This window comes from Brachybacterium sp. GU-2, assembly GCF_030866705.2.
GTDB lineage: Bacteria > Actinomycetota > Actinomycetes > Actinomycetales > Dermabacteraceae > Brachybacterium > Brachybacterium conglomeratum.
This window is the reverse complement of sequence record NZ_CP133037.2, coordinates 2,187,561-2,214,214: the sequence shown is the minus strand read 5'-3', so window position 1 is coordinate 2,214,214 and position 26,654 is coordinate 2,187,561. Positions and strand designations below refer to the sequence as shown.

The following is a 26,654-nucleotide window of genomic DNA, read 5'->3' as shown; positions in this document are numbered from 1 at the left end:
GGTGCCGGTCGAGCGGGTACGTCGCCGGGAGCGTCCCGCCCGTGCGACGAGCGACGCCGCCGGGACAGGCGATGACGCCGGGCCCGGGAAGAGAGAGGAGTGCCGTGATGGCTGTGCGACGGCAGGTGCTGCGCGCCGAGGTCGAGGAGCTGATCCTGCAGCGGCTGCTGGAGGCCCGCTGGCCCCCGGGGGCGCGTCTGAGCATCGACGGGCTGGCCCGCGACCTCGAGGTCTCCCCGACCCCGGTGCGGGAGGCGATGGTGTCCCTCGAGCGCTCCGGGCTGGTGGAGTACGTGGCGCTGCGCGGGTACGTCGTCGCGCCGATGCTCGACGCCGAGCAGATGACCGAGCTGCTCGATGCCCGACGCGTCGTCGAGACCGCCGCGCTCGGCCGGGCCTTCGAGGACGTGGATGCGCTGCTCGCCGCCCTCGAGGAGGCGCACGCCGCCCACGGCGCCGTCATCGCCCGGATCGAGGCCGCCGGCGAGGTGAGCATCGAGCTTCTCCAGGAGCACTTCCACGCCGACTGGTCCTTCCACCAGGCCCTCTTCGACCACTCCGGGAACCGCTACCTCTCCACGATGGTCGAAACGGTCCGCGCCCACACCCACCGCATGCGGCAGACCTGGGTGGGCGGCCCCGCCGCGCTCGACGTCCACGAGGCCTATACCGAGCACGGAAGGATCCTCGAGAAGGTGCGCCGCCACCACCACGACGGCGCGCTGCAGGCCCTGGACGAGCACCTCGCCGCCGTTCTCGAGCGCTCCCACGCCGTCGCCGAGGCGGAGGCGGCGAAACAGGACGCGGACGCGGCGACCTGAGACGCGGCGCGAGCCGGGGGTCCGCACGCCCGGGCGCGCGCCGAGATGAACTGTCCTGCGCGACGGCCGTCGCCTCCCGTCGGGCGGCGGCGCTCGACGGAGAGTCCGGGGACCTGGTGCGCGCGCTGTCTCGGCCGGGGCTCAGCGGTCGGCGGCCGGATCCGCCGACGGCTCCGAGAAGCGGGCGCGCAGGAACTCCGAGTGCACGTCGAGGGTGCGCGAGACGCCGGAGACGACTTCGTGCTCGAGCCGGTCCAGGCGCCCGTCCAGCACCGCGAGCTGCTCGTCGATGCGCTGCAGGTTCCCCGCCGCGCGGGCGCGGGTGTCCTCCGTCGACCCGGGGGTCAGGAAGCCGACCGTGTCCTCGAGCGCGCCCACCAGCTCGGGGACGTAGCGCTCGGTCATGCCCTCCAGCAGCATCACGTCGGGGTCCGAGGCGCGACGGGACTGCAGGGCCGCCGAGCCCAGCAGTGCGTCGACCCGCAGCAGGAGGGTCTCGGCGCGGTCCAGCAGGCGCTTCTCCGTCGGCCCCTGGATCCCGCGGCGCATCCGATGGATGCGCCGGCGCTGCTGGGTGGAGTCCTTGACGATCTTCTCCAGCATCGCCCGGGTGCCGGAGGAGATCTCCTCCGCGGAGCGGCCCAGGCGCGTCGGCCTCGGTCGACGATTGCGCAGCAGGAAGGCGCTGCCGCCGCCCGCGACCGCGGCGATGCCGAGGCTCGCCAGGAACGGGGTGAGCAGACCGGCCCCGCCCACCAGGGCGCTCACGCCGAGAAGCATGAAGCTGCTGATCCCGAGCACTCCCGCGAGCACCACCGGCACGCCGACGGTCAGCCAGCGCCCGCGCCTGCGGGGCAGCGAGACCGAGCGGGAGCGCGGGGCATGGACCGTGCCCTCGAGGGGTGCGGTGCCGGCGGCCCATGACCCGGGCGCGGGCGGCGCCGGGGCGCGCAGGCCGGGGTGCGCCCGCGGGCCGGGGCGCGAGGGCGTCCCGCCGGGACGTTCCGGGTGCTGGCGGGGCGAGGGGCTCTGGGGGCTCATGGGAACCGCGGACCTCTCTGTGGACGGAGCTGAGGTCTCGACGGGGAGGGCCCTGCGGTCGGGCCTCGAGGCGATCGCGGGAGGCGACCTGCGCGGCCGCGGACCCGGCGTGGGCCCTCGTCGTCGACGGCTCCCAGGCTATCGCGGCACCGTGAGGATCCCCTGGGGGATGTCCCCCTGATCCTGGGAGGGAGGCCCGGGGCAGGCGGCGTCCTCGGGGAGGGCGGAGGAGGTGTCCATGCCCCCACCGCAGCACATCCCGGCGCGGGGTGAGGGATCAGGCCGCCGCGTGCGCCTCGGCGATCCGCAGCAGCTCGAGGTAGCCCTCCAGCTTCCACGCGGTGCGGCCGACGAAAAGGCCGGTCACGTGCTCGATCCCGAGCAAGCCGGCGGCGTTGTCGAGGTTGACCGATCCGCCGTAGAGCAGCCCCGTGACCTTCCCCGAGTACCGTCCTCCGAGCGCGGCGAAGGGCTCGACGAGCTCATCGACCGTCGCGGGGCGGCCCTTCTCGCCGATCGCCCAGATCGGCTCGTAGGCGATCACCACGCGGGCGAGCTCTTCGGCGGAGAGCCCCTCGAGCGCGCCCGCGGCCTGCTCGAGGATGAACGCGCTCGAGTCGCCGGCCTCCTTCACCTCGGCGCTCTCGCCGATGCACAGCAGCGGGGTGAGGCCGTGACGGAGCGCCGCGGCGACCTTGAGGCGCGTGGTCTCCACGGTCTCGCCGAAGTGCTCGCGACGCTCCGAGTGCCCGATCTCGACGACCTGGGCGCCGGCGTCCTTCGCCTGCGGCACGGAGATCTCGCCGGTCCACGCGCCCTCGTCCTCCCAGTGCGCGTTCTGCACGCCGAGCAGCACGGGGGAGTCCTCGCCGAGGACCTCCCGCACCGTGGTGGTGGCGGTGAAGGAGGGGATCACGAAGGGCTGGACGCCGGCAGGGGCCTGCCGGCTGTGCTCGCTCGCGAGGTGATCGCGCAGGCCCTCGGCCCAGGCGCGGCCCTCGGCGAGAGTCTTGGTCATCTTCCAGCTGGTGCCGATCCAGAGGGGGGACATGATGCTCCTTCGACGAGACGTGCCATGGGGGGTGTTCGACGTCCGGTACCAGTTTCCTGGTACCGGACGTCGAACAACTGGTCGGGTCCTGGTACCGGACGTCGAACAACTGGCCTGTGGGGGCGCGCTCGGGGTGAGAGTGCGCCGCCGGCCCGGGTGCCCAGCCCGAGCCGGTCATCCCGAGCCCGAGCCCGGGGTTCTGAGCCGGGGCCCGGGCTCAGCTCACTTCTCGAGGGAGCCGTCGTAGGCGCAGATCGCGTCGACCTTCGCCGCCGAGGACGACTCGGGGTCGAACTCGAGGTCGAGCCACACCTTCACCAGCTCCTTCGCGAGCTCCAGCCCGATCACGCGCTCGCCCATGCACAGCACCTGCGCGTTGTTCGAGAGCACGGAGCGCTGCACGGAGTAGAGGTCGTGCGCGGTGACGGCGCGGACGCCGGAGACCTTGTTCGCCGCGATCGCGACGCCGAGGCCGGTGCCGCAGATCAGCAGCGCACGGTCCGCCTCGCCCGCGGCGATCTTCTCCGCCGCCTCGACGGCGACGTTGGGGTAGTAGGTGCCGTCCTCGCGGCCGGTCACGCCCACGTCGATGACCTTCTCGACGCGGGGATCGTTCTCGAGCAGCTCCTTGAGCGCGGACTTGTGGCCGTAGCCGGCGTTGTCGGAACCGGTGACGATGGTTAGAGCCATGATGTTCTCCTTCGGAGTCGAGGGGTAGGGGTCGGTGGAGCTGTTCCAGGGGTGATGGAACGCGGTCAGGTGGCAGCAGGCCGGGGGCGGGTCGAGTCGGGTGCGATTCTGAGCCGCTTCGGGGCCCGAACTGGTTCAGAACTGCACACTTTCGAGGGTAGGCCTCTGCCCGGGTCAGGACAGGTGCTGGCCGAGCTCGCGCATGAGGATCGAGAAGGAGATCGCCCCCGGGTCCGGGGTGCCGACAGACTTCTCGCCGAGCACGCGGGCACGGCCGAGGGTCGCGGTGATCTCGGCGGTCGCCTCGGCCGCCTCGCGGGCCACCTCCGCGGCCTGCAGGATCGCCTCGGCCGCGTTCTCGCCGGTGAAGGCTTTCGCGAGCTCCTCGCGGAAGGGCGCGGCGGCGTCGACCATGGTCTTGTCGCCCACCTGGGCTCCACCGAGGCGCTGGACCGCGTCGATCCCGGCGTCCACCGCGTCCACGACGGTGCGCGCCTCCGAACCGGCCTGGTCGTCGTAGACGGCGCCGGCCGCGATGAGGGCCGCGCCCCAGAGCGCGCCGGAGGTGCCGCCGGCGGACTCGGACCAGGCCTCACCGGCGCGGACCAGCAGGGTGCGAGCCCCTGCGCCGTCCTCGAGCGCCTGGCGTGCGGCGGCCGCGGCGCCCTTGGAGCCGTAGGCCATGCCCTGGCCGTGGTCGCCGTCGCCCGCGATCGCGTCGATGCGGCCCAGCTCGGCCTCCTCGCGCGCGCACACGCCCGCGAACAGGTCCAGTACGCCGGCGACCTTCTCGGCGACCTCGCGGGACTCGCTGCTCGCCGCAGGGGTCTCGTCGGCCCCGGCCTCCCAGAAGGAGGTGCGGCGCGGGCGCTCCGCCGCGCCGGTCATCGCGCCGCGGTGGAAGGCGGGGGTGTCGACGGGCGCGAGCCAGTGCTGCTCGAGCTCCTCGTCGAGGAACACCAGGGTCAGCGACAGGCCGGCCATGTCGAGGCTGGTCACGAGCTCGCCCACCTCGGGGCGGACGGGGGTGATGCCCGCGTCCTCGAGCAGCGCGGCGACCTTCGCGTAGACGACGAAGAGCTCCTCGTACTTCACGGTGCCGAGGCCGTTGACCAGCACCGCGGCGCGGCCCTGGTAGCCGCCCTCCGTGCGCTCGGGCTGTTCGGCGAGGACGCCCTCGACCAGCATCGTCGCGATCTCGTCAGCGGTGCCGATCGGCTCGTCGCGCACGCCGGGCTCGCCGTGGATGCCCAGGCCCACGCCCATCTGCCCCTCGGGCACATGGAAGAGGGCCTCGCCGGCGCCGGGGAGGGTGGGGCCGTCGAAGGCGACACCGAAGGAACGCGTAGCGTCGTTGGCCTTCCAGGCGATCCGCTCGGCCGTATCGAGGTCGGCGCCGGCCTCGATCGCGGCGCCCGCGATCTTGAAGACGGGCAGGTCGCCGGCGATGCCGCGGCGGTCGCGGTGGTTCTCGGGGGTGTTGGAGACGATGTCGTCGCTGACCTTGATGATGCGCACGTCGATCCCCTCGGCGCGCAGCTTCTCGGCCGCGGCGCCGAAGTGCAGCACGTCCCCGGCATAGTTGCCGAAGCCGAGGACCACGCCCCCGCCGTTCTCGGCGTTGCGCGCGACGGAGTACACCTGCGAGGCCGACGGGGAGGCGAACACGTTGCCGCAGGGGGCGCCGTGGCCCATGCCCGGGCCCACCCAGCCGGCGAAGGCGGGGTAGTGGCCGGAGCCGCCGCCGATCACGAGGGCGGGCTGGCCGGCGGGGGTCTCGGTCGCGCGGACCACGCCGCCGTGGACCACGGCCACATGGTCGGGATGGGACAGGGCCAGGCCCTGGACCGCGTCGGCGGCGAAGGCGGCCGGGTCGTTGAAGAGGTACGTCATCGTGTATTCCTCCGGGAGCTGCCGTGCGGGGTCGACGGCGCGGGGTCGTGGGGGAGCCGGGCGCACCGCGCCGCAGCAGAATGATCCTATAGGAAAACTACGCGATAGGGCAGGGGGTGCCGATCGGCAGGAGAGGCCCGTCGGCCGCTGCGCCGTCAAACGCACCGACGGCCGCCCTGACGGCGGCGAGGCGACCATGCCCACCGCTGCCGAGCTCGGCGGCGCCGGTGCCGGCGTACTTCTCCCCGATCTCCGGGGAGAGCGCGAAGCCCTTCGAGGTCGCGCGCTTGCCGACGAGGCGGACGAGCAGACACATCGGGATCGCGAGCACGATGCGGAGAGGGTCACCAGGGCGGGGTCGGGCGCCCGCTGATCATCAGCCCCAGCTGAAGGACTGGAGGAGCAGCTCGCTCGCTCGGCCTCGCAGTGAGGTGCCCGAGCCGCGGCGCACGGCGAGGATCCCGAGGATCTCGAACACCGCGAGCTCCCCGCTCACCGCCGAGCGGCCCACGCCGAGCGCGCTCGCAAGCTTCCGCTCCGGGGAAGGCGGGTACCCGGCTCAAGGCCCCCGCCCGTGAACTGCTCGAGCATCCGGCCCGTGACGCCGGAGATCGGTGAACCCGCGGGGACGGCCGACAGCGCCTCGGCGAAGGTGTCGGAGGCGTCGTCGGAGAGAGCGGGCATGCCAGAAGAGGTGCCGAGCGGACGGGGCTCCCGATCCGCGGACGGCACGGGTCCGCCGGCGCCCCTCCCTTCGCTCTTCCCATCGGTCGTAAGTTCCTATAGGATCGATGGCACGAGTGACCCCGTGAAAGGACGACGATGTTCACCGCAGAGACCTGGCCGATCGGCGCCAACATGCTCTCGTTCGGCAGCACCACGCCGGACGGCACTCCCACCCTTGAGGCCTCCTCGAGCGTCTGGGCCTCGCAGCTGCGACAGGTCAAGGAGCTCGGCGTCGACCAGATCGACCCCACCGACGCCTGGCTGCCGCTGGCGAAGCTCAGCGACGATCGCGTCGAGGAGTTCCGTCGGGTGCTCGACGGCGAGGGGCTGACCCTCTCCTCGATCTCCATGACCCGCAACTCCGTCGTCGACGTCGAGAACGGCGAGGAGAACCTCGCCGACGCGCTGCGCTTCATCGAGCTGGCCCCGAGCTTCGGCGTGACCGTCGTGAACACCGGCTTCATGCAGGCACTCACCGAGGAGCAGTCCCGCGCCATCTGGTTCTGGCTCGCCGACGGGCACGTCGACGACCCGGCGCTGCGCGACCTCGCGATCGAGCGGATCCGCACCCTCGGCGACGCCGCGAAGGCGCAGGGCATCGAGGTCAGCCTCGAGATGTACGAGGACACTTACATCGGCACCGCCGACGAGGCCGTCGCCTTCCTGCGCGACGTCGACCACGACGCCGTGGGCCTGAACCCGGACCTCGGCAACCTGGTGCGCCTGCACCGCGAGGTCGAGCCGTGGCCGGACATGTTCGAGAAGGTGCTGCCGCACTCGAACTTCTGGCACATCAAGAACTACACCCGCGACTTGGACCCGGTCACCGGCGCCTACTCGAGCGCGCCCATGCCGCTGAAGTACGGCTACATCAACTACCGCCAGGTCATCCGCCGAGCCCTCGACCTCGGCTACACCGGCCCTTTCTGCTGCGAGCACTACGGCTCCGACTCCCTCGGCGTGATCGCCGAGAACGTCCAGTACATCCGGCAGGTGCTGAGCTCGGCGCTGGCCGAGGACGCCTGAGCCCCGTTCCGCACCTCGTTCGAAGGAGAACCTCCAGATGACCATCGAGACCCGCACCATCCAGCCCTTCCCCTCTCGCCGCACCGCAGTCGTCACCGGCGCCGGCGCGCCCCGCGGCATCGGCCGACGCGTCGTCCGCAAGCTGCTCGTCGAGGGGTGGAGCGTCGCCGCGGCCGACATCGACGGCACGGCCGTCGAGGAGTTCGCCGCCGGGCTGAGCGCCGAGCTGCCCGCCGATTCGGAGCAGAAGGTGATCGGGGTCGGCGTCGACATCTCCGACCAGGCCTCGGTCGACGCCGCCTTCGCCCGCATCGACGCGGAGCTGCCGCAGGTGGTGGGCCTGGTGAACCTCGCCGGGATCCCCAGCCCCCACTCGTTCTTCGAGCTCACCTCGGAGATCTGGGACCGCGTCATGGACGTCAACGCCAAGGGCACGCTGCTGATGACCCAGGCCGCGGCGACGCGCATGATCGAGGGCGAGGTCGGCGGGCGCATCGTCAACACGGCCTCGATCACCGCCCTCGACGGCGGCGGCACCTTCTCCAAGACCGGCTACGCCGCCGCGAAGGCCGCCGTGCAGGGCCTGACCCGCGGCTTCGCGCGCGAGCTCGGCCAGTACGGGATCACCGCGAACGTCATCCTCCCCGGCCCGATCGACACCGACATCATGGGCGGCACCCTCACCGACGAGCGCAAGGAGGGCATGAGCTCGAACATCCCGCTGCAGCGCGTGGGCCAGCCCGAGGAGGTCGCCGGCCTGATCGCGTTCCTCGTCGGCGAGGACTCGAGTTTCGTCAGCGGCACGTCGATCAACGTCGACGGCGGCAAGCACATGCACTGACCTTCGCGACAGGCAGGGGCAAGGCGCCCATAAGGCGCCTCGGTCCTCGGTTCTGCGGCTGTATCGCGTCGCAGGACCACCCCTAGTCAATATCCAATAGGATAGCTACCATGGCTGTCACGAGCCCACGGAACGTCTCCACGAAGACGGCGTCGGGCGTGGCAGCGCCGGCGCCCTCGTCCGAGAGGCGCCCCCGGACGAAGGAGTTCCCCGAATGACCATCTCGACCGTCACCATCGTCGGCGCCGGATACATGGGCGGCGGCATCGCCCAGGTCCTCGCCATCGCCGGTTTCGACGTGACCATCGCCGACGTCAGCGTCGACACTGCGAACGCCTCCCTCGAGCGCCTGCAGCGCGAGGCGCGCGAGTTCGAGGAGCAGGGCCTGTTCTCGCCGGGCTCCGCCGACCTCGTCGCGAAGAACATCTCCGCGGGCAAGAGCCTCGAGGACGCCGTGGCGGACGTCGACTTCGTCGAGGAGGCCGTCTTCGAGCGCCTCGACGTCAAGCGCGACGTGCTCGGCACCATCTCGCAGCACGCCCGCCCCGACGCGATCATCGGCACCAACACCTCGACCATCCCGGTCAAGGAGCTGGTCAGCGCGGTGAAGAACCCTGAGCGCTTCCTCACCGTCCACTTCTCCAACCCCGCCCCCTTCATCCCCGGCGTCGAGCTCGTCGCGGGCGAGGCCACGACGCCCGAGACCGTCGCCGCGGTCAAGGAGCTGCTGGAGAAGTCGGGGAACGAGGGCGCCCAGGTCGCCGACACCCCCGGCATGGTCCTGAACCGCCTCCAGTACGCGCTGCTGAAGGAGGCGACCTCCATCGTCGAGGAGGGCGTCGCCACCGCCGAGGACGTCGACACCATCGTTCGCACCACCTTCGGCTTCCGCCTGGGCTTCTTCGGCCCCTTCGCGATCGCCGACCAGGCGGGCCTGGACGTCTACGCGAACTGCTTCGTGACTTTCGAGGACGCCTTCGGCGACCGCCTCGCCACCCCGACGATCCTCACCGACGCCGTCGCGGCGGACCGCAAGGGCGTCAAGAACGGCAAGGGCCTGCTCGGCGACTACGACGAGAAGACCGCCGCTGAGCTGATCGCCTACCGCAACAAGGCCTACGCGAAGATGTCGCAGCTCCTGGCCGAGCTCGGTCCCGCGCCGAAGGCGACGCCGAAGGACTCCTGACGACGGGGGCCGGCCGACACCACATCGGCCGGGCCCGCGCCGCACCTCTTCGATCAGTCCTGCGGGCTCTGCCCGTCGGACAGGATCACGCCGTAACCCACCCATCCATCCTGCGGGCTCCGCCCGTCGGCCGGGCATCGACGCCCGGGACTCGAGCGAGCGCTCGGGACCCGCGCGTCGGCCCGGGTCCCGAGCGCTCCGGCGTGACGGCACCCGACGAGCACCGCCACCACACCCCTGGAGACACTCCCGTGGAAGAACTCGTCCTCGCGGAGCGGCCTGTCTGGCTGCTCCTGACGATCGCCGTCGTCGCGATCGCCTTCCTGCTGTTCCTGATCATCAAGACCCGCCTGCACGCCTTCTTCTCGCTGCTGATCGTCGCCGTTCTGACCGGCCTCGCCGCCGGCATCGGCGTCGCCGACGTGATCGACGTGGTCATCGCCGGCTTCAGCAGCACCGTGGGCACAGTCGCCCTGCTCGTGGGCTTCGGTGCGGTCCTCGGACGCATCATCGAGGTCACCGGCGGCGCGCAGGTGCTCGCCGACAAGATGCTGGACACCTTCGGGGAGAAGCGGGCGCCGCTCGCCCTCTCGGTCGCCTCGCTGTTCTACGCGTTCCCGATCTTCCTGGACGCCGGCTTCATCGTGATGCTGCCGGTCATCTACACGGTCGCCCGACGCCTCGGCGGCTCGTTCATGCTCTACGTGCTCCCCTCGATCGCGTCGTTCATGATGATGCACGCGCTGCTGCCGCCCCACCCCGGGCCCACGGCCGCCGCGACGGTGATGGGCGCGGACATCGGTCTCGTGATCCTCGTCGGGCTTCTGATCGGGCTTCCCACCTGGTACTTCGGCGGCTACCTGGTCGCCCGGGCGATCTCGAAGCGCTTCCCGAACACCCCGGTGCCGGCCCTGCTCGGCGAGCCGCGCGAGGTCCCGGTCGAGGAACGGCCCGCCTTCGGGGCGATCCTGCTGGTCCTCCTCATGCCGCTGGTGCTGATCTTCTTCAACACCGGGCTCTCGACCATGGAGGCCTCCGGCTCCGTCTCCGACCAGAACGTCCTCTACCAGCTCTCCCGGCTAGTGGGGGCGACCCCGGTCGCGATGGCCTTGTCCGCGCTGACCGCGATGGTGCTGCTCTATGTGATCCCGCGCCGTCGCTCCGGTCAGCAGGTGGGCGGACTTCTCGAGGAGCTCGTGGACGACGCGCTCGCCCCCGTCTGCTCGATCATCCTGATCACCGGCGCCGGCGGCGCCTTCGGCCGCGTCCTCACCGAGACCGGCATCGGCGGACAGGTCGCCGAGGGCCTGGATGCGATGGGGCTCCCGCTGATCATCGCCGCGTACCTGGTGACCATGGCGATGCGCATCGCCCAGGGCTCGGCGACCGTCGCCGCGACCACCGGCGCCTCGATCATGGCGCCGGCGATCATGGCCGGCGACTTCGGGGCCATCGCGGTCGCCGCCGTCGTCATCGCGATCGGCGCCGCGTCCATCGGCTGGTCGCACGTGAACGACTCCGGCTTCTGGCTGATCGGCAAGTTCTGCGGCTTCGACACGATCACCACGTTCAAGACCTGGTCGCTGGTCGGCACCACGATCTCGCTGCTCGGCTTCGCGCTGTCCTCGGTCGTGTTTGTGATCGCCGCGTAGACGACCGGTGCAGATCTGACAAGGTGGAAGCAGGGGCGCTCGTCGTCCCTGCTTCGCCTTGTCCCGGCCCTGCTCGTGAAGCGGAATCTGCCCCGTGCTGCCCGCCTCGTCCCGCCTCCTGGAAGAAGGACCCGTGACCGCCACCTCGCCCTCCGACCGTCGCCTGCTGATCCTCGACGACGACCCCACCGGCTCGCAGTGCGTCGCCGGGATCGACGTCGCCTTCGACCTCGATCCGGCGCTCCCCGTCGGCGTGCTCGAGGGCCCCGGCAGCGCCTGCTTCGTGCTGACGAACACGCGCGCGCTCGACGAGCAGGAGGCGGTCTCGCTGAACCGGCGGGTCCTCGCCGGGGTGCTCGACGGGGGTGTGCCGGCCGCCGGGCTGCACGTCGTCTCCCGCTCCGACTCGACCCTGCGCGGGCACGTGATCGCCGAACCGGTCGCGATCGCTGACGAGCTGGCCGCGCGCGGCATCGACGTCGACGCCTTCGTGCTCTGCCCCGCGATGCTCGAGGCGGGCCGCTTCACGGAGGGCGACGTCCACTACGCCACCGTCGGCGGGGAGGCCGTCGAGGTCGCCGAGACGGACTTCGCCCGCGACGCCACCTTCGGGTTCACCAGCTCCGACCTGCGCGCCTTCCTCGAAGAGCGCTCCGGGGGAGCGGTGCGCGCGGACGACGTCCTCTCCCTCTCCCTCGAGGACATCCGTGCCGGCGCAGGCCGGGTGCGGGAGATCCTCTCCGGGGCCTGCGACCGACGCTGGGTGGTCGTCAACGCCACCGAGTACACCGACCTCGAGGTCGTCGCCGAGGCCATGGCGCTGCTGGAGGCGGAGGGGCGCACCTTCGTCACCCGCTGCGCGCCCTCCTTCGTGCGGCCGCTCGTCGGACAGCAGGGCGCACGCGTCGTCGACCCCGACTCGATCACGATCCCGGAGGGGCGGCTCGACCACGGCCTCGTCGTCGTCGGCTCCCACGTCGGCCTCACCACCACGCAGCTGCGCGCCGTCCAGGCGCGCGGCACCCTCGCCGAGCTCGAGATCCACGTCCCCTCCGTGCTCGACGAGCGCCGCGAGCAGCACCTCGCGGGCGTCGCCGGGCGGGTGGCGGAGACCCTCCGCAGCTCCGACTGCGTCGTCTTCACCAGCCGCGACCTGGTGCGCACCGACGATCCCGCTGAGTCCCTCGCCATCGCCCGCAGCGTCTCCGACGCCGTGGTCGAGGTGGTGCGCCGGGTGCGCGAGGCGAAGCCCGCCTGGGTGGTCGCCAAGGGCGGGATCACCTCCCACGAGGTCGCCGAGAACGGCCTCGGGATCCGTCGCGCCCGCGTCGAGGGGCAGTTCTGGCCCGGGCAGGTCTCGCTGTTCTCCGCCCAGGAGGCGCCCGACGAGGTCATGGGTGCGCCCTACGTCGTCTTCCCCGGCAACGTCGGCGGCGAGCAGGCCCTCGCCGACGTGGTCGACGTGCTCACGGCCGCGGTGAGCGCCCCGTGATCCCCGCCGACACCGCCGCGCACGCCGCATCACCCGCCGCCGACCCGACTCCGAGGAGCCCCCGATGACCACCACCCCCGCAGTCGCCTGGATCGGACTGGGCGCGATCGGCGCCCCCATGGCCCGCGCCCTCGCCGGCGCCGGGCTGCCCGTGACCGCCTACGACCTCTTCCCCGCCGCCCGCGAGGCGATCGCCGAGGCCGCCGCCACGACGGAGACAGCGCGCGAGGCCGCGCGAGGCGCCGACGTCGTCGCCGTCATGGTCGCGACCCCCGACCAGCTGGACGCCGTCCTCTTCGGCGAGGAGGACGGGATCGCCAGGGAGCTCGCCGACGGGACCATCCTGCTGATCATGTCGACCGTCGGCCCCGCCGCTCTCGACGCGACCGCGGCCCGCCTCGAGGGCACGGGCGTGCGGATCGTCGATGCGCCCGTCTCGGGCGGGGCCGCCCGCGCGGCCGACGGCGACCTGCTGGTCATGGTCGGCGGCGCCGAGGCCGACGTCGCCGCCGCGCGCCCCGTCCTGGACGTCCTCGCGTCGAACGCCCCCGTCGTCGGCCCGCGGCCCGGGGACGGGCAGCGCTTCAAGATCGTCAACCAGCTGCTGTGCGGTGTGCACATCGCCGCCGCCGGCGAGGCGCTCGCGCTCGCCGATTCGATGGGACTCGACCTCCGCCAGGTCCACGAGGTGCTCGGCACCGGCGCGGCCGCGTCCTTCATGTTCGCCGACCGCGGCGCGCGCATGGTCGACGGCGCCTACGACGATGTCCGCTCCGCGCTCACCATCTTCGTCAAGGACATGGGGCTGGTGGCCGAGGCCGCCGACGAGGTGCGGCAGCAGGTGCCGCTTGCGACCGCCGCCCAGCAGCTCTACCAGCGGGGCAGCGAGCTCGGCTGGGACCGCCGAGACGACTCGATCGTGCACGAGGTGCTGCGGGAGGGCTGATCGGGGAGGACACTCGGAACGGACCTCCCCCGCGACAGACCGGAGGCCCTCGCCAGAAGGAGAGCCCCATCGCCATGAGCGGCCCCTCGACCTGGGGTTCCCTCCCGCAGCGACTGCCCGACTGGTTCCGCGACGCGCCGCTCGCCGTACTCCGTGCCCGCCTGGGCCGAGCCCGCCGCAGAGCTCGGTGCGGTCCCCGCACATGCTGTGCGCCACGTCGTCGACGCGGTCCCCAAGGACGGCCGGGTGCTGGAAACGTCGGCCCTACGCCGACGGCTCCTTCCACGAGCTGCGGGTCGCGGCGCTGGAGTCCCTCGGCGAGTTCATGGCCGAGCACAAGGTGCACCTGGCCGGTCCCGCGGCCTCGGCGAGCTGTCGCTCGAAGGCTTCGACCGGCCGACGGGCGGGGTCGAGGTGAGCCTCGTCGGCGAGGACGCCGGGCCGGCCGCGGTCGCGTCGTCCGCTCGAGCAGGCAGGCGACCTCCTCCGTCATCGTGGCCGGGGCGGGTCCCGGATGGTGCGATACTGTCAATCGCTCAAGTTTGCACGGATGAAGGTTCTAGTGATGGCACCTAGCGATGCTCTTCCGACGGAAGCGGCCGTCTTGCCGGACGAGCGTCCCTCCCGTCCGGGAGTGTGGCGCGCATTCCTCCGCCCTGTTCCGCTTGCAGCCGCAGTCCTTGTGGCGATGAGCCTGCTGGCAGCCGTCTTCGCCGGTCAGCTCTCCGCGCTCAGCGGCAACGACCCCTTCACCTATCACCCTGAAGCTCTCGGACCGGATACCGCCCCCGCGGGATCCCTGGGCGGCGTGAGCGCACAGCACTGGTTCGGCGTGGAGCCCGGGACGGGCCGTGACCTCTTCTCGCTCGTGGTCCACGGAGCCCGTGTCTCCCTCCTGGTGGGCATCGCCTCGACGATCCTCGCCACGATCATCGGCGTCGTCCTGGGCATCGTCGCCGGTGCCGTCGGCGGAGCGGTGGAGAAGCTCGTGGACTTCGCCACCGACGTCACCCTCGGCTTCCCCTTCCTGATCTTCGCCATCGCGCTCAGCGCGCTGTTCCCCCTCGAGGCCCCCAGGGCGCTGCTGCTCACGCTGGTGATCGGCATGTTCGGCTGGCCCGGGATCGCCCGCGTGGTCGCCGCCGAGACCCGGGTCATCGTGCGCCAGCCCTACGTGGTCGCCTCCCGCGTGATGGGGGCCCGCTTCTTCCACGTGTTTCGCCACCAGGTGCTGCCCAACGTCGCCTCGACCGTGATCGTCTTCTCCTGCATCTCGCTGCCGGGCAGGATCAGCGCCGAGGCCACGCTGTCCTTCCTCGGCGTCGGCGTGCTGCCGCCCACCCCGTCCTGGGGGCGGTCGATCGGCGACGCGATCAGCTGGCTGCTGGTGGATCCGGCCTTCCTGCTGTTCCCTGCCGCGGCGCTGTTCCTGGTCACCTTCTCCTTCAACATCCTCGGTGACACCCTGCGCGACGCCCTGGACCCGCGAGGAGGGCGCTCATGATCTCCGCTCTCCGGCGCGTGGGCCGCAGCCTCGGCGTGCTCCTGGTCGTCGTCGGCCTCACCTTCGCGATCTTCTACGTCGCCCCCATCGACCCCGCCCTGCAGATGTGCGGCAAGCCCTGCTCGCCCGAGGACCTCGAGGCCGCCCGCGGTTTCATGGGCTTCGACCAGCCGTGGTGGATCCAGCTGGCCACCTTCCTCGGCGCCATCGTCACCGGGCGCACCTTCGGATCGGCCGACGTGGTCGTCGAGTGCGCGGCCCCGTGCCTGGGCTACTCCTTCCAGCTCCACGAGAGCGTCACCGCCCTGGTCGCCGACCGGTTCCCGGTCTCCTTCTCGATCGCGATCGGCGCCGTCGCCCTGCAGGCCCTGTTCGGGATCGCCGCCGGCGCCCTGGCCGCCCGACGCCAGGGCGGGCTCCTGGACCGGGTGGTGACCGGCGTGTCCGTCATCGCCGCCTCCGCCCCCGCCTTCGTGGTGGGCCTGCTGGTCCTGGTGGTCTTCTCGCTGCGTCTGGACCTCCTGCCCAGCGGCGGGTACGTGCCCTTCTCCGAGGGGCCGCTGGAGTGGGCGCGTCACCTGGTGCTGCCCTGGGCGACCCTCGCCTTCCTCAACGGCGCGATCTACGCCCGCCTGGTGCGCTCCTCGATGATCGAGCAGCTCGGACTGGACTACGTGCGCACCGCACGTGCCTCCGGGCTCCCCGAGCGGCGCATCGACCGCTACGCGCTGCGCAACCTCGCCCTGCCGCTGACCACCCTCATCGCCCTGGACATCGGGGCGCTGTTGGGCGGCACGGTCATCACCGAGCGCATCTTCGGCCAGCCGGGCCTCGGCGCCCTGCTGCTGGATGCGACCTCGACCGCCGACCTGCCCGTCATCGTCGGCACCACCCTCGTCGGCTCGCTGCTGATCGTACTCGCGAACCTCGGTGCCGACCTCGCCCGCCCTCTGCTGGACCGCCGCCTCGCCGTCGGCGGCCGATCCCTGCGCCGACCCACCGCCCAGACCGTCCCGTCCGATCCGGATCCCCAGGAGACCACGCCATGACCCCGACACCCTTCACCCGACGCGGCGTCCTCGCCGCCACGCCGCTCGTGCTGGCAACCGGCGCGCTCGCCGCCTGCTCGAGCGACGGCTCCGGCAGCGGCTCCGGATCCGACGGCGACGGCGAGAGCGGCGGCACGCTGACCATCTTCTCCACCGGCGAGGAGATGAGCTTCGACCCGGCGACCAGTCAGAACCTTGCGATCACCACGCTGGGCCTGACGGCCCGTCGGCTCACCGCGTGGAAGACCTCCGCGGACGCCCCCACCGAGCTGATCCCGGATCTCGCCACCGATGTCGGCACCCCGTCCGACGACGGTGCGACCTGGACCTTCACCCTCCAGGAGGGGCTGCAGTTCGAGGACGGCACCCCGATCACCGCGGCGACGGTCAAGTACGGCCTGGAGCGTTCCTTCGCCTCCGAGCTCACCGGCGGTCTGACCTACCACAAGGTGCTCCTCGAGGGCGGGCAGGACTACTCCGGCCCGTTCTCCGGAGAGCATCTCGACTCCATCGAGACGCCCGACGACCTGACGCTCGTCTTCCATCTGAACCGTCCCTACGGCGACTTCGGCTGGATTGCCTCCACGCCCGCCTTCGCCCCGGTCCCCGAGGAGTCCGGGGAGCCCGAGACCTACGCGACCGAGCCCGTGACCAGCGGCCCGTACCGCCTGGAGTCCTACGCCCCCGGCAGCCGCGCCGTGCTCGTGCGCAACGAGAACTGGGATCCGGCCACCGACCAGGCCCGCACCGGCGGCCCGGACCGGATCGAGTTCGCCCTCGCCCAGGACGCGAGCGTGGTCGCGCAGTCGCTCATCGCCGACCGGTCCGATGCGCAGGACGCGTTCCTGTCCACCTTCGTGCCCACCGCCCAGCTGGTCCAGGCGCAGAACGACCCGAACGTGGGGGACCGGCTGGTCACCTCCGGGCCGGGAGCGCTGGAGTACCTGGCCCTGAACACCGAGTCCGAGGCGCTGAAGGACCCGGCCGTGCGCCGCGCGATCCAGTACGCCGTGGACAAGCAGGCCTACCTGACCGCCAAGGGCGGTGAGATCTCCGGCGACTACGCCACCACGCTGATCACCCCCGGCATCGCCGGCCGCGAGGAGTACTCGCTGTACGCGGACGAGCCCGCGGGCGATCCCGAGGAGGCCGAGCGCCTGCTCAAGGAGGCGGGCGCCGGGGAGCTGAACCTGCGCCTGGTCATCACCGACGACCAGACCGGGGCCGCCGAGGCGATCCAGCAGGGCCTCTCCCGCGCTGGCATCACGGTGACGATCCAGCCGCTGGACGAGAACGCGTACTCCTCCGAGGTGACCGCGGGCGACGGCAGCGGCTACGACCTGGTGCTCAGCTCCTGGCAGCCGGACGTCCCCTCCCCGAACGCGAACCTCACTCCGCTGTTCCACTCGAGCCAGATCGGCGGCGGCAACTACAACCTCGCCCGCTTCGACGACCCCGAGGTGGACGAGGCGCTCCTCGAGGCCTCCTCGACCGTCGATCCCGAGGAGGCGCACGCCCTGTGGGCCGCCGTGGACAAGCAGATCCTTGAGCAGTCGCCGGTGGTGCCGCTGATCTACTCGAAGAACTCCTTCCTCCACGGATCGGGCGTCGAGAACTTCGTGATCGGCGAGTTCCCGGCCTACCCGAACTACCTCACGGTCACGCTGAGCGCATGAGCCGCCCCGATCCCATGAGCCTCCCGTCATGACCACCGATCAGCTCCTCGTCCTCGACGGCCTGCGGGTGACGATCGGGGGCCGCGCCGTGGTGGCCGGGCTGGACCTCGCCGTGCGGGCCGGGCGGATCACCGCCCTGGTGGGCGAGTCCGGGTCCGGCAAGTCGATGACGGCCCTGGCCACGATCGGCCTGCAGCCGCGCGTCGCCGAGGTGAGCGGCAGCGCCCTGCTGGACGGCGAGCAGCTCGTGGGCCGGCCCGCGCAGGAGATGCGCCGGATCCGGTCCGGGAGGATCGGGATGGTCTTCCAGGAGCCCTCGCAGTCGCTGTCCCCGGTCATGAAGGTCTCCGCTGTGTTCCGGGACGTGCTGGCCCAGCGCGAGGGGCTGCGTGGCGGGGCGCGGGCTGCCGAGCGCACCCGGGAGCTGCTGACCGCGGTGGGTCTGCCCGATCCCGAGCGCACCGCCCGCTCCTACCCGCACGAGCTCTCCGGCGGGGAGATGCAGCGCGTGATGATCGCGCTGGCCCTCAGCGGAGACCCCTCGCTGCTCATCGCCGACGAGCCGACCACCGCCCTGGACGTCACCGTGCAGCGCGGGATCCTGGACCTCCTGGTGCGGATCGTGCAGGAGCGCCGGATCGGGATCCTGCTGATCACGCACGACATGGGCGTGGTGGGCGAGATCGCCGACGAGGTGGTTGTGCTCAAGGACGGGGACGCGGTCGAGCAGGGCGGCTACCGCCGGGTCCTCTCCGCCGCCTCGGAGCCCTACACGCAGGAGCTGCTCTCCGCCGTGCCGCGCCTGGCCGAGAGCCTCGAGCGGAGCGCGCCGGACGAGGGCGCGGAGACCTCCGGCGCCGCCGTCGAGACCGCGGGGGCGAGCGCCCCCGAGCCGCCGGCGGTGCTGGTCGAGGGGCTGTCGGTGGAGTACCGCCGCCGCGGCGGTGCGCACCTCGCCCTGGAGGACGTGTCCATGAAGATCCGCCGCGGGCAGATCCACGGCCTGGTCGGTGAGTCCGGGTCCGGGAAGTCCACCTGGGGCAAGGCCCTGGCGGGACTGGTCCCCTTCGAGGCGGGGAGGCTCGAGCTCGACGGCGTGGACCCGCGCACCCTGTCGGCCGCGGAGCGTCGTGCTGCCTATGCGCGCGTGGGTCTGGTGTTCCAGGACCCCGCCTCCTCGCTGAACCCGCGACGCACCGTGGGCTGGAGCATCGGGGAGCCGCTGAAGCTGGCCGGTCGCACCTCCCGAGCGGAGATCGGCCGACGGGTGCGACACGCCCTCGAGGTGGTGCGCCTGCCCGCCTCCTATGCGAGCCGGCTCCCGCACGAGCTCTCCGGCGGGCAGCGCCAGCGCGTCTCGATCGCCCGCGCGCTCATCCTCGAGCCGGCACTGCTCATCGCCGACGAGCCCACCAGCGCCCTGGACGTCACCATCCAGGCCCACGTGATCGAGGTGCTCCGCGACGCGATCGAGGAGGCCCGCTTCGCCTGCGTGTTCATCAGCCACGACCTCGCCGTGGTCGGCTCCCTCGCGGACCACGTCACGGTGCTGCGCCAGGGGAGGGCCGTCGAGCAGGGCAGCGCTCAGCAGGTGCTCGGGAATCCGCAGCGCGAGTACACCCGCGCCCTGCTCGCGAGCGTCCCGGACCCCGAACGGCGGCTGCGCGGCGACGAGGGACGGGCGGCGTAGGACGCACCGCTCTCAGGCCCTCTCATCCTGCGCGACGTCTTCCCAGGCCCGGCTCGCCGCCGAGCGCACGATCGCCTCGCAGATCTCGGCGGCGCTGACCCCGTCCTCGGCGCTCGGGGCGCGGTGCGTGCCGTCCACGACGTCGGAGAGGAAGGCGGCGCCCTCGATGGTCTTGAGGTCGTCGAAGCTCATGGGGATGCCAGGGCCGGGCTGGAAGCGAGCGTAATCCCCGTGGCCGGGACCGGCGAGCACGGTGGTGTAGCCGTGCTCGGTGCCGCCCTCGCCGATCATCACCTCGAACTCGTTCATGCGGGTGAAGGACCAGCGGGCCGAGCCCTCGGTGCCGAACACCTCCAGCGCGTAGTCGCTGCGATGGCCGCGGGCGACGCGGGAGGACTCCAGCGTCGCGTGCGCCCCGCCGTCGAGCCGGGCGAGCGCCGCGACCCAGTCCTCGTTCTCGACCTCCCCGCGCTCCTCGCCGACCTCGAAGCCGCCGTGGCCCACGCCGAGCTTCGTCGGGATCGGCCGGTCGCGGACGAAGATGTCGGTGGTCGCGGAGACCTCGGCGATCCGCTGTCCGGTGACGTGCTGGACCAGGTCCGCGCCGTGGGAGAGCAGGTCGCCGATCACGCCGCTGCCGCCCTTGTCCCGGTCGTATCGCCAGGTCAGCGGCCCCTCGGGGGAGGAGGCGTAGTCGGCGATCAGCCAGCAGCGCACGTTCGTGATCCGGCCCAGACGCCCGCCGGCGACGAGCTCGCGCAGGTGCGCGATCGCGGGGGCGTGGCGGTAGTTGAAGCCCACCGCGGTCGCGATGCCGGCGCCGTCCCGGGCCGCCGCCGCAGCGTCGCGGATCTCGCGGGACTGCGCGGCGGAGACGCCCATCGGCTTCTCGATCCAGAACGGCTTGCCCGCCGCGGCCGCCTTCACCGCGAAGTCGCGGTGGAGGAAGTTCGGGGAGCAGATCGAGATCGCCTCGACCTCCGGATCAGCGAGGACCTCGTCGATCGAGGCGACGGCCCTCTCGAAGCCGAACTGCTCGACGGCGGCCTTCTGGTTCTCCTCGATCGGGTCCGCCGCGACGACGAGCCGCGGGCGGATGCCCAGCTCGGGGAAGCGGGAGGGGATCCGCTGGTAGGACGCGGAGTGCAGCCGCCCCATCCAGCCGAGGCTCACCACGCCGATGCCGATCTCACGCATGAGCGCCTCCTTGGCCGAGCTCCTTCTGGATCCGCTCGCGCATCCGCACGTTGATCGCGTCGGCCTCCTCCTCCCAGCCGAACACGCACACGGACACGGGCCCGTCGTACTCGCGCTCGCGCAGGTAGGCGAAGGCGGCGTCCCAGTCGATCTCGCCGTTGCCGATCTCGTTGTGCTGGTGGATGCGGGCGTCGACCCCGGGCGGGTTCATGATGTAGCGGTTGCCGACGTTCGCGGTGTGGTCGAAGACGTCCGCGATGTGCAGGTGCTTCAGCCGGTCCCCGGCGTAGTCCATCATCTCGCGCGGGTCCCTCGCGCCCTGGCCGAGGTGGTAGGCGTGGGGGAAGCAGAACTCGTAGTTCAGCCAGTCCCGGTCCACGCCGCGGATGATCTGCACGGCCCGGTCGTTCTCCTCGACGAAGTCGTAGGGGTGCGCCTCGATCGTGCACTCCAGGCCGTACCTCTCGAAGACGGGGATCAGCTCCTCCATCGACCTGTAGAACTGGCCCTCGCTCTGCCGGGGACGGTTCGGGTCGCCGGAGAACTCGGTCGCGATCAGCGGCACCTCGAGGGCGTCGGCGATCTCCAGCAGCCGCTTCCAGTTGCGCACCTGCGCCTGGCGCTCCTGCTCGTCGGGGCTCGCCCAGTCGAAGACGGGGTTGAAGGTCCAGATCTTCACCCCGGTGTCCTTCATCGCCTGCTTCACCTCGGCGATCTGGTGGCTGTCCACCTTGGGGTAGTGGTGCCACTCGTGGAAGTCGGCGCGGGGCGAGAGCTCGAGGTACTCGTAGCCGAGCTCGGCGGCCTTCGCGAGCTCCTCCGCGACGCTGAGGTGCGGGTGGTACATGGACGGGTCCAGCAGGATCTTCACCATGGGAGGTCTCCTCTCACTTCACGCCCAGGCCGCACTCGGCCAGGAACTCGCGGGTCGCGATGGCGTTGGGCAGCGGGAGCGACGGATCGCAGGGGTAGAGGTCCTGCTCGCAGATCACGTACAGCTCCTTGTCGAGGGTCACCAGCTTCTCGACCAGGTCCTTCATGTCCGGCAGCCCGGCCGGCGGCTTCACCGACGCGCCCTTGGCGACGGCCTCGCCGAAGGGCCAGTCCTTCTCGTGCGCCTCGCGGGTGATGTCCGGGTCGAAGGCCTTGATATGCACGTAGCCGATCCGCTCGGGGTACTCGTCGATCATCGAGATCGGGTCGCCGCCGCCGTAGACGATGTGGCCGGTGTCCAGGCAGAAGCTGACCAGCTCCGGGTCGGTCGCCTCGAAGACGCGGGCGATCTCCTCGGGCGTCTCGATGTGGGAGTCGCCGTGGGGGTGCAGCACCATCGTCAGGCCGTAGTCCTGCTTCATGATGCGGCCCAGCTCGTTGGCGTTCTCGACGTAGCGCCGCCACGCCTCGCCGGTCAGCTCCCGGTCGTCGGTGAACTGCCAGGTCTTCTCGTCGCGGTACATCGGCGGCAGGTGCACCATGTACTCCGCGCCGACGGCGGCGTGGGTCTCGGCGATCGCGCGGAAGGTCTTCTCCGTCTCCGGCCAGGCCTCCTCCTTGTGCAGGATGCCCCAGCCGGTCCCGGCCACGACGCGGAAGCCGTGCTCGTCCATCACGGACCGCAGCTCCTTCGCGTCCTTCGGGAAGTAGCCCCAGGGCCCGGTCTCCATCACGGAGAAGCCGGCCTCGGCCATCTCGCCGAGCGCGGTGCGCCACGGGATCTGCTTCTCGTCCTCGGGGAACCACACGCCCCACTGGTCGGGACAGACGCCGATGGTGAGCTTGTCGTAGGGCGCCTGCGGGTTGCGCGACTTGTCGCCGGCGGCGGGGCCGGGTGCGGGGGAGGACGAGGTGGTGGTCAAGACTCTGCTCCTTCGGAGGTCATGCGGGGCGTGGGGCCGGGGGGCCGGCCGTGGAGCCGGCGGCGGCGCGGCTGCTGATGAGGTTTTGCTGTCGCTACGACTCATGCTGGCGCTGCCATGAGTCGTCACGGGTGCAAAACCTGCCGGGAACGGGAAGCCGGGGCCGACGGGGCGGGCGGCGACGGGACGGCCAGGCGGCCGACGGGACGGGCGGCCGACGGGCCGGGTGGCCGACGGGCCGGGTGGCCGACGGGCCGGGGCCGACGGGGCTGTCCGGCCCCGTCGGCCGCCCGTGCGGCTGCTCAGTCGTGGGTCGGGAAGCTCATCGAGGACTCGACCGTCTCGTTCTGGGAGGGCCAGCGGGTGGTGACGGCCTTCTGGCGGGTGTAGAAGGAGACGCCCTCGGGGCCGTGGGCGTGGTGCTCGCCGAACAGCGAGTCCTTCCATCCGCCGAAGGAGTAGTAGCCCACCGGGGTCGGGATCGGCACGTTGATGCCGATCATGCCCACCTGGATCTCGTCCTCGAAGCGGCGCGCGTAGTGGCCGGAGTCGGTGAAGATCGCGGTGCCGTTGCCGAACGGCGAGGCGTTGACCAGGTCGACCGCCTCGTCGAAGTTGTTCACGTGCATCACCACGAGCAGCGGGCCGAAGACCTCCTCGGTGTAGGTCGGGTGGTCCGCGACGAGATCGGTGATGACCGTCGGCCCCACGAAGTTGCCGTTCTCGAAGCCCTCGACCACGAGCCCGCGGCCGTCGACGACGATGGTGGCGCCGGCCTGCTCGGCCTCGTCGGTCATGCGGATCACGCGCGCCTTCGCGTCGGGCGTGATGACCGGCGGCATGTCGGTCTTCTCGTCGTCGCCCGGACCGACCACGAGCTTCTCCGCCTCGGCCTTGATCGCGGCGAGGAACTCCTCGTGGACGTCGCCCACGGTCACCGCGACCGGGACGGCCATGCAGCGCTCGCCGGCGGAGCCGAAGGCGCCCGAGGCGACCTGCGCGGCGGCGAACTCGATGTTCGCATCCGGCATCACCACGGCGTGGTTGTTCGCGCCGCCCAGGGCCTGGACGCGCTTGCCGGCCGCGGAGGCGGTGGCGTGGACGTGCTTGGCGATCGGGGTGGAGCCGACGAAGGAGACCCCGGAGATCCCGTCGTGCTCGCACAGCGCGTCGACGACGGTCTTGCCGCCGTGGACCACCTGGAACACGCCGTCGGGCAGGCCGGCCTCCTGGTAGAGGCGGGCGACGATGTTCGAGGCGGAGGGGTCGCGCTCGGAGGGCTTGAGGATGAAGGCGTTGCCGGTCGCGATCGCGATCGGGTGCATCCAGAAGGGCACCATCGCCGGGAAGTTGAAGGGGGTGATCCCGGCGACGACGCCGAGCGGCTGGCGCAGGGTGTGGCCGTCCACGCCGGTGGAGATGTTCTGGGAGAAGCCGCCCTTGAGGTCCTGCGTGATGGAGGTGGCGAACTCGAGCGTCTCCAGGCCGCGGGCGATCTCGCCCTTCGCATCGCCGACGGTCTTGCCGTGCTCGCGGGAGATCACGACGGCGATCTCGTCGGTGTGCTCGATCATCAGCTGCCGCATGCGGTAGAGGATCTGGGTGCGCTTGGCGAGCGAGACCTTCGCCCACTCCTTCTGCGCGCGCTGGGCGACCTCGACGGCCTGGTCGACGGTGGAGGCGTCGCCGAGCTGCAGCGTGCCGACCTCGCCGCCGGTGGCGGGGTTCATGATCGGCTGGGTGGAGCCGGCGCCGGCGACCTCGCGGCCGTCGATCCAGTGAGTGATCTCGTATCCCATGGTGTCTCTCCTCGGGGGTGGGGGTGTCGTGGTGGTCTTGTGGTGTGTCAGAGGGGGCGCTGCGCGAACTTCTGCGCTCCAGGCGTGACCTCAGGACGTATATGGAGTTGAGGTCACGCACAGGACGCAGAATTGTGCGCGGCCTGGAACGGTTCAGAGGTAGTGGCGCTGCGGGACGAGGTCCTGCTCGTACTGGGCGCGGGCCTGCTGGGTGGACTCCAGGCGGGAGACGGCGCTGACCGGCACGTCCCACCAGCCGATCCCGGGCGGGTTCGGGCCGTACAGGTTCGTGTTGACCACGATCGCGGTCGCCTCCTCGGACTGCTCCGCGCGGCGGTACGCCTCGCGGAAGGACTGGGTGTCGGAGACCTCCTGCACCTCGAGCCCGTAGGAGCGGATGTTCGCGGGGATGTCGAAGGGCAGCTTGTCGCCGTCGAGCATCCCGCTCTGCTCGTCGCGCATGCGGTACTTGGTGCCGAAGCGCTGGCTGCCGTGGGACTCCGAGAGGGAGCCGATCGAGGACCAGCCGTGGTTCTGCAGGATCACCAGGATGACCTTGATCCGCTCGGCGACGATGGTCGCGATCTCCTGCGGCGCCATCTGGAAGGTGCCGTCGCCGATGATCGCGACGACCTCCGACTCCGGCGCGGCCATCTTCGCTCCCAGCGAGGCCGGCAGCTCGTAGCCCATGCAGGAGTAGCCGTACTCGAGGTGGTACTGCTGCGGGGAGCGGGCCTTCCACAGCGCCTGCAGGTCGCCGGGCATGGACCCGGCGGCGTTGATGACGATGTCGGTGTCGCCCATCAGCTCGTTCAGCGCGCCGAAGATCTCGGTCTGGGCGGGCAGCTCCTGGTCATGGGGCTGGAAGCAGGGCTCGACGAGCCGCTCCCAGTCGGCGCGGAGCTGCCTGGCCCGCTCGCCGTGCGCGGCGGGGGCCTGCCAGTCGGAGAGCCCGGCCTGCAGCGCGGCGAGGCCCTCGCGGGCGTCGGCCACCAGCATGGTCGCTGAGTGCTTCGCGGCGTCGAAGGCCTTGACGTTGAGGTTCACGAAGCGCACGTCGGGGTTGCGGAAGGCGGTGTGCGAGGCGGTGGTGAAGTCGGTGTAGCGGGTGCCCACGCCGATCACCACGTCGGCCTCGGCCGCGAGCGTGTTCGCCGCGTCGTTGCCGGTCGCGCCGACGCCGCCGATGCACAGCGGGTGGTCGGCGCTCAGCGCGCCCTTGCCGGCCTGGGTGTCCAGCACCGGGATGCCGGTCGCGTCGGTGAAGGCCGCGAGCGCCTCGCTCGCCTCGGAGTAGATCGCGCCGCCGCCGGCGATGACGACGGGGCGCTGCGCCCCGCGGATCACCTCGAGCGCGCGGTCGAGCGCCGCGGGCTCCGGCACGGGGCGGCCGACGTGCCAGGTGCGCTCGGCGAACAGCTCTGCGGGCCAGTCGTGCGCCTCGGCCTGCACGTCCTGGGGGAGGCAGATCGTCACGGCGCCGGTCTCGGCGGGGTCGGTGAGCACGCGCATCGCGGCCAGCAGCGAGGGGATCAGCTGCTCGGGCCGCCAGATGCGGTCGAAGTAGCGCGAGACGGGGCGGAAGGCGTCGTTGACGGTGACGTCCATGGCCCGCTCGTCCTCGAGCTGCTGCAGCACGGGGTCCACGGCGCGGTTGGCGAAGACATCGCTGGGCAGGATCAGCACGGGGATCCGGTCGATGGTCGCCAGCGCCGCGCCGGTGACCATGTTCGTCGAGCCCGGGCCGATCGAGGCGGTGCATGCCATGGCCTGCAGACGGTTCTTCGTGCGCGCGTAGGCCACGGCCGTGTGGACCATGTTCTGCTCGTTGCGGGCCTGGTAGTAGGGCATCTCCGCCTCGGCGGGGATAGCAGCCTCGACGGGCGCGGCGGCCTCGGCGGGAGCGGGAGCCAGCGCGTTCTGCAGGAGCGCCTGACCGACGCCCGCCACGTTGCCGTGGCCGAAGATGCCGAAGGCGCCGGGGATCAGACGCTGCCGCACGCCGTCGCGCTCGCTGTGCTGAGCGGCGAGGAAGCGCACCAGGGCCTGGGCGACGGTGAGCCGGATCGTGCCGGCGGGGACTGACGATGCGGTGGGCGCCGACGATGCGCCGACGGCCGATGCCGCGACCTGGGCCGAAGGGGTCTCGCTCATGCTGCCTCCGTGATGCAGGCCCGCCGCACGATGGGGCGGGGAGGTCGGACCCGCCGTGCACGCCGGCGGGCGGATTCGTCGTCACCGCCGGGGCCCGCGCGGGGCCACTCGACGATGAGCTCGTGGGACAAGCATGGCCCGCCGGGCGACCCATGTCAACACTTTGTCATGACAAGAATGCCTGCAGGTGTCTGCGGTAAAGCTACTGGTGGGCGCGATCTGCGCTCGGGATCTCGGGCCGAACAGCCCTTCCCGGCGCCAGGATCCTGTGTTAGCTTGCCGTCTCGTCAGTGTTGTTCGGTCATTAAGACAGGACAATCAAGCCTCTCCAGCGCTCCTCCGTCCTGACATATCAGGACGCCGC

The 26,654-nt window shown here is 71.6% G+C and carries 21 protein-coding genes; 11 read left to right on the top strand and 10 right to left on the bottom strand.

Annotation, left to right across the window (positions count from 1 at the left end; genetic code table 11):
• Positions 1 to 107 precede the first annotated feature (107 nt).
• Positions 108 to 821: a GntR family transcriptional regulator gene (locus tag RBL05_RS10095; protein WP_308739600.1), complete on the top strand. Its 714-nt coding sequence runs from the start codon at positions 108 to 110 to the stop codon at positions 819 to 821.
• Between the two features lie 141 nt (positions 822 to 962).
• On the opposite strand, the gene RBL05_RS10090 is transcribed toward RBL05_RS10095, so the two are convergent.
• The 5 genes from RBL05_RS10090 to RBL05_RS10070 all read right to left on the bottom strand — a co-directional run bounded on the left by RBL05_RS10090 (position 963) and on the right by RBL05_RS10070 (position 5,812).
• Positions 963 to 1,862 carry a hypothetical protein gene (locus tag RBL05_RS10090; protein ID WP_308739601.1) on the bottom strand — a complete coding sequence of 300 codons (900 nt, stop codon included), beginning with the start codon at positions 1,860 to 1,862 and terminating at the stop codon, positions 963 to 965.
• A gap of 277 nt (positions 1,863 to 2,139) precedes the next feature.
• Positions 2,140 to 2,913 carry a triose-phosphate isomerase gene (locus tag RBL05_RS10085; RefSeq protein WP_318603619.1) on the bottom strand — a complete coding sequence of 258 codons (774 nt, stop codon included), beginning with the start codon at positions 2,911 to 2,913 and terminating at the stop codon, positions 2,140 to 2,142.
• A gap of 222 nt (positions 2,914 to 3,135) precedes the next feature.
• A complete protein-coding gene (locus tag RBL05_RS10080; RefSeq protein ID WP_308739602.1) occupies positions 3,136 to 3,603 on the bottom strand; it encodes a ribose-5-phosphate isomerase in 468 nt (155 codons plus the stop codon).
• 174 nt (positions 3,604 to 3,777) lie between these two features.
• A complete protein-coding gene (locus tag RBL05_RS10075) occupies positions 3,778 to 5,496 on the bottom strand; it encodes a dihydroxyacetone kinase family protein (protein ID WP_308739603.1) in 1,719 nt (572 codons plus the stop codon).
• A gap of 97 nt (positions 5,497 to 5,593) precedes the next feature.
• Complete coding sequence (locus tag RBL05_RS10070; protein WP_308739604.1) at positions 5,594 to 5,812, bottom strand: hypothetical protein; 219 nt, start codon at positions 5,810 to 5,812, stop codon at positions 5,594 to 5,596.
• A gap of 506 nt (positions 5,813 to 6,318) precedes the next feature.
• Here RBL05_RS10070 and RBL05_RS10065 point away from each other — a divergent pair.
• The 10 genes from RBL05_RS10065 to RBL05_RS10020 all read left to right on the top strand — a co-directional run bounded on the left by RBL05_RS10065 (position 6,319) and on the right by RBL05_RS10020 (position 19,284).
• Entirely contained in the window at positions 6,319 to 7,248 is a 930-nt protein-coding gene (locus RBL05_RS10065; RefSeq protein ID WP_308739605.1) for a sugar phosphate isomerase/epimerase family protein, read from the top strand.
• Positions 7,249 to 7,285: 37 nt separating this feature from the next.
• A complete protein-coding gene (locus RBL05_RS10060) occupies positions 7,286 to 8,089 on the top strand; it encodes an SDR family NAD(P)-dependent oxidoreductase (protein WP_308739606.1) in 804 nt (267 codons plus the stop codon).
• Between the two features lie 214 nt (positions 8,090 to 8,303).
• Complete coding sequence (locus tag RBL05_RS10055) at positions 8,304 to 9,275, top strand: 3-hydroxyacyl-CoA dehydrogenase family protein (protein ID WP_308739607.1); 972 nt, start codon at positions 8,304 to 8,306, stop codon at positions 9,273 to 9,275.
• Positions 9,276 to 9,526: 251 nt separating this feature from the next.
• Positions 9,527 to 10,927: a GntP family permease gene (locus tag RBL05_RS10050; protein WP_308739608.1), complete on the top strand. Its 1,401-nt coding sequence runs from the start codon at positions 9,527 to 9,529 to the stop codon at positions 10,925 to 10,927.
• A 133-nt stretch (positions 10,928 to 11,060) separates the two neighbouring features.
• Complete coding sequence (locus RBL05_RS10045) at positions 11,061 to 12,419, top strand: four-carbon acid sugar kinase family protein (protein ID WP_308739609.1); 1,359 nt, start codon at positions 11,061 to 11,063, stop codon at positions 12,417 to 12,419.
• A gap of 64 nt (positions 12,420 to 12,483) precedes the next feature.
• A complete protein-coding gene (locus RBL05_RS10040) occupies positions 12,484 to 13,365 on the top strand; it encodes an NAD(P)-dependent oxidoreductase (RefSeq protein WP_308739610.1) in 882 nt (293 codons plus the stop codon).
• A gap of 550 nt (positions 13,366 to 13,915) precedes the next feature.
• A complete protein-coding gene (locus RBL05_RS10035; protein ID WP_412523761.1) occupies positions 13,916 to 14,869 on the top strand; it encodes an ABC transporter permease in 954 nt (317 codons plus the stop codon).
• Complete coding sequence (locus RBL05_RS10030; protein WP_308739612.1) at positions 14,866 to 15,918, top strand: ABC transporter permease; 1,053 nt, start codon at positions 14,866 to 14,868, stop codon at positions 15,916 to 15,918. The genes RBL05_RS10035 and RBL05_RS10030 overlap by 4 nt, the downstream gene beginning before the upstream one ends.
• Positions 15,915 to 17,594 carry an ABC transporter substrate-binding protein gene (locus RBL05_RS10025; protein ID WP_308739613.1) on the top strand — a complete coding sequence of 560 codons (1,680 nt, stop codon included), beginning with the start codon at positions 15,915 to 15,917 and terminating at the stop codon, positions 17,592 to 17,594. The genes RBL05_RS10030 and RBL05_RS10025 overlap by 4 nt, the downstream gene beginning before the upstream one ends.
• 28 nt (positions 17,595 to 17,622) lie before the next feature.
• On the top strand, positions 17,623 to 19,284 hold the full coding sequence (locus RBL05_RS10020) for an ATP-binding cassette domain-containing protein (RefSeq protein ID WP_308739614.1): 1,662 nt from the start codon (positions 17,623 to 17,625) through the stop codon (positions 19,282 to 19,284).
• 12 nt (positions 19,285 to 19,296) lie between these two features.
• On the opposite strand, the gene RBL05_RS10015 is transcribed toward RBL05_RS10020, so the two are convergent.
• From RBL05_RS10015 to iolD, 5 genes are all read right to left on the bottom strand, one after another.
• Entirely contained in the window at positions 19,297 to 20,481 is a 1,185-nt protein-coding gene (locus RBL05_RS10015; RefSeq protein WP_308739615.1) for a Gfo/Idh/MocA family protein, read from the bottom strand.
• Positions 20,474 to 21,355 carry a sugar phosphate isomerase/epimerase family protein gene (locus tag RBL05_RS10010; RefSeq protein WP_308739616.1) on the bottom strand — a complete coding sequence of 294 codons (882 nt, stop codon included), beginning with the start codon at positions 21,353 to 21,355 and terminating at the stop codon, positions 20,474 to 20,476. Before RBL05_RS10010 ends, RBL05_RS10015 begins: the two co-directional genes overlap by 8 nt.
• Positions 21,356 to 21,368: 13 nt before the next feature.
• Complete coding sequence (locus RBL05_RS10005) at positions 21,369 to 22,337, bottom strand: TIM barrel protein (protein ID WP_308739617.1); 969 nt, start codon at positions 22,335 to 22,337, stop codon at positions 21,369 to 21,371.
• A gap of 302 nt (positions 22,338 to 22,639) precedes the next feature.
• Complete coding sequence (locus RBL05_RS10000) at positions 22,640 to 24,136, bottom strand: CoA-acylating methylmalonate-semialdehyde dehydrogenase (RefSeq protein ID WP_308739618.1); 1,497 nt, start codon at positions 24,134 to 24,136, stop codon at positions 22,640 to 22,642.
• 153 nt (positions 24,137 to 24,289) lie between these two features.
• Entirely contained in the window at positions 24,290 to 26,290 is a 2,001-nt protein-coding gene (iolD, locus tag RBL05_RS09995) for a 3D-(3,5/4)-trihydroxycyclohexane-1,2-dione acylhydrolase (decyclizing) (protein ID WP_308739619.1), read from the bottom strand.
• Between the last annotated feature and the right edge of the window lie 364 nt (positions 26,291 to 26,654).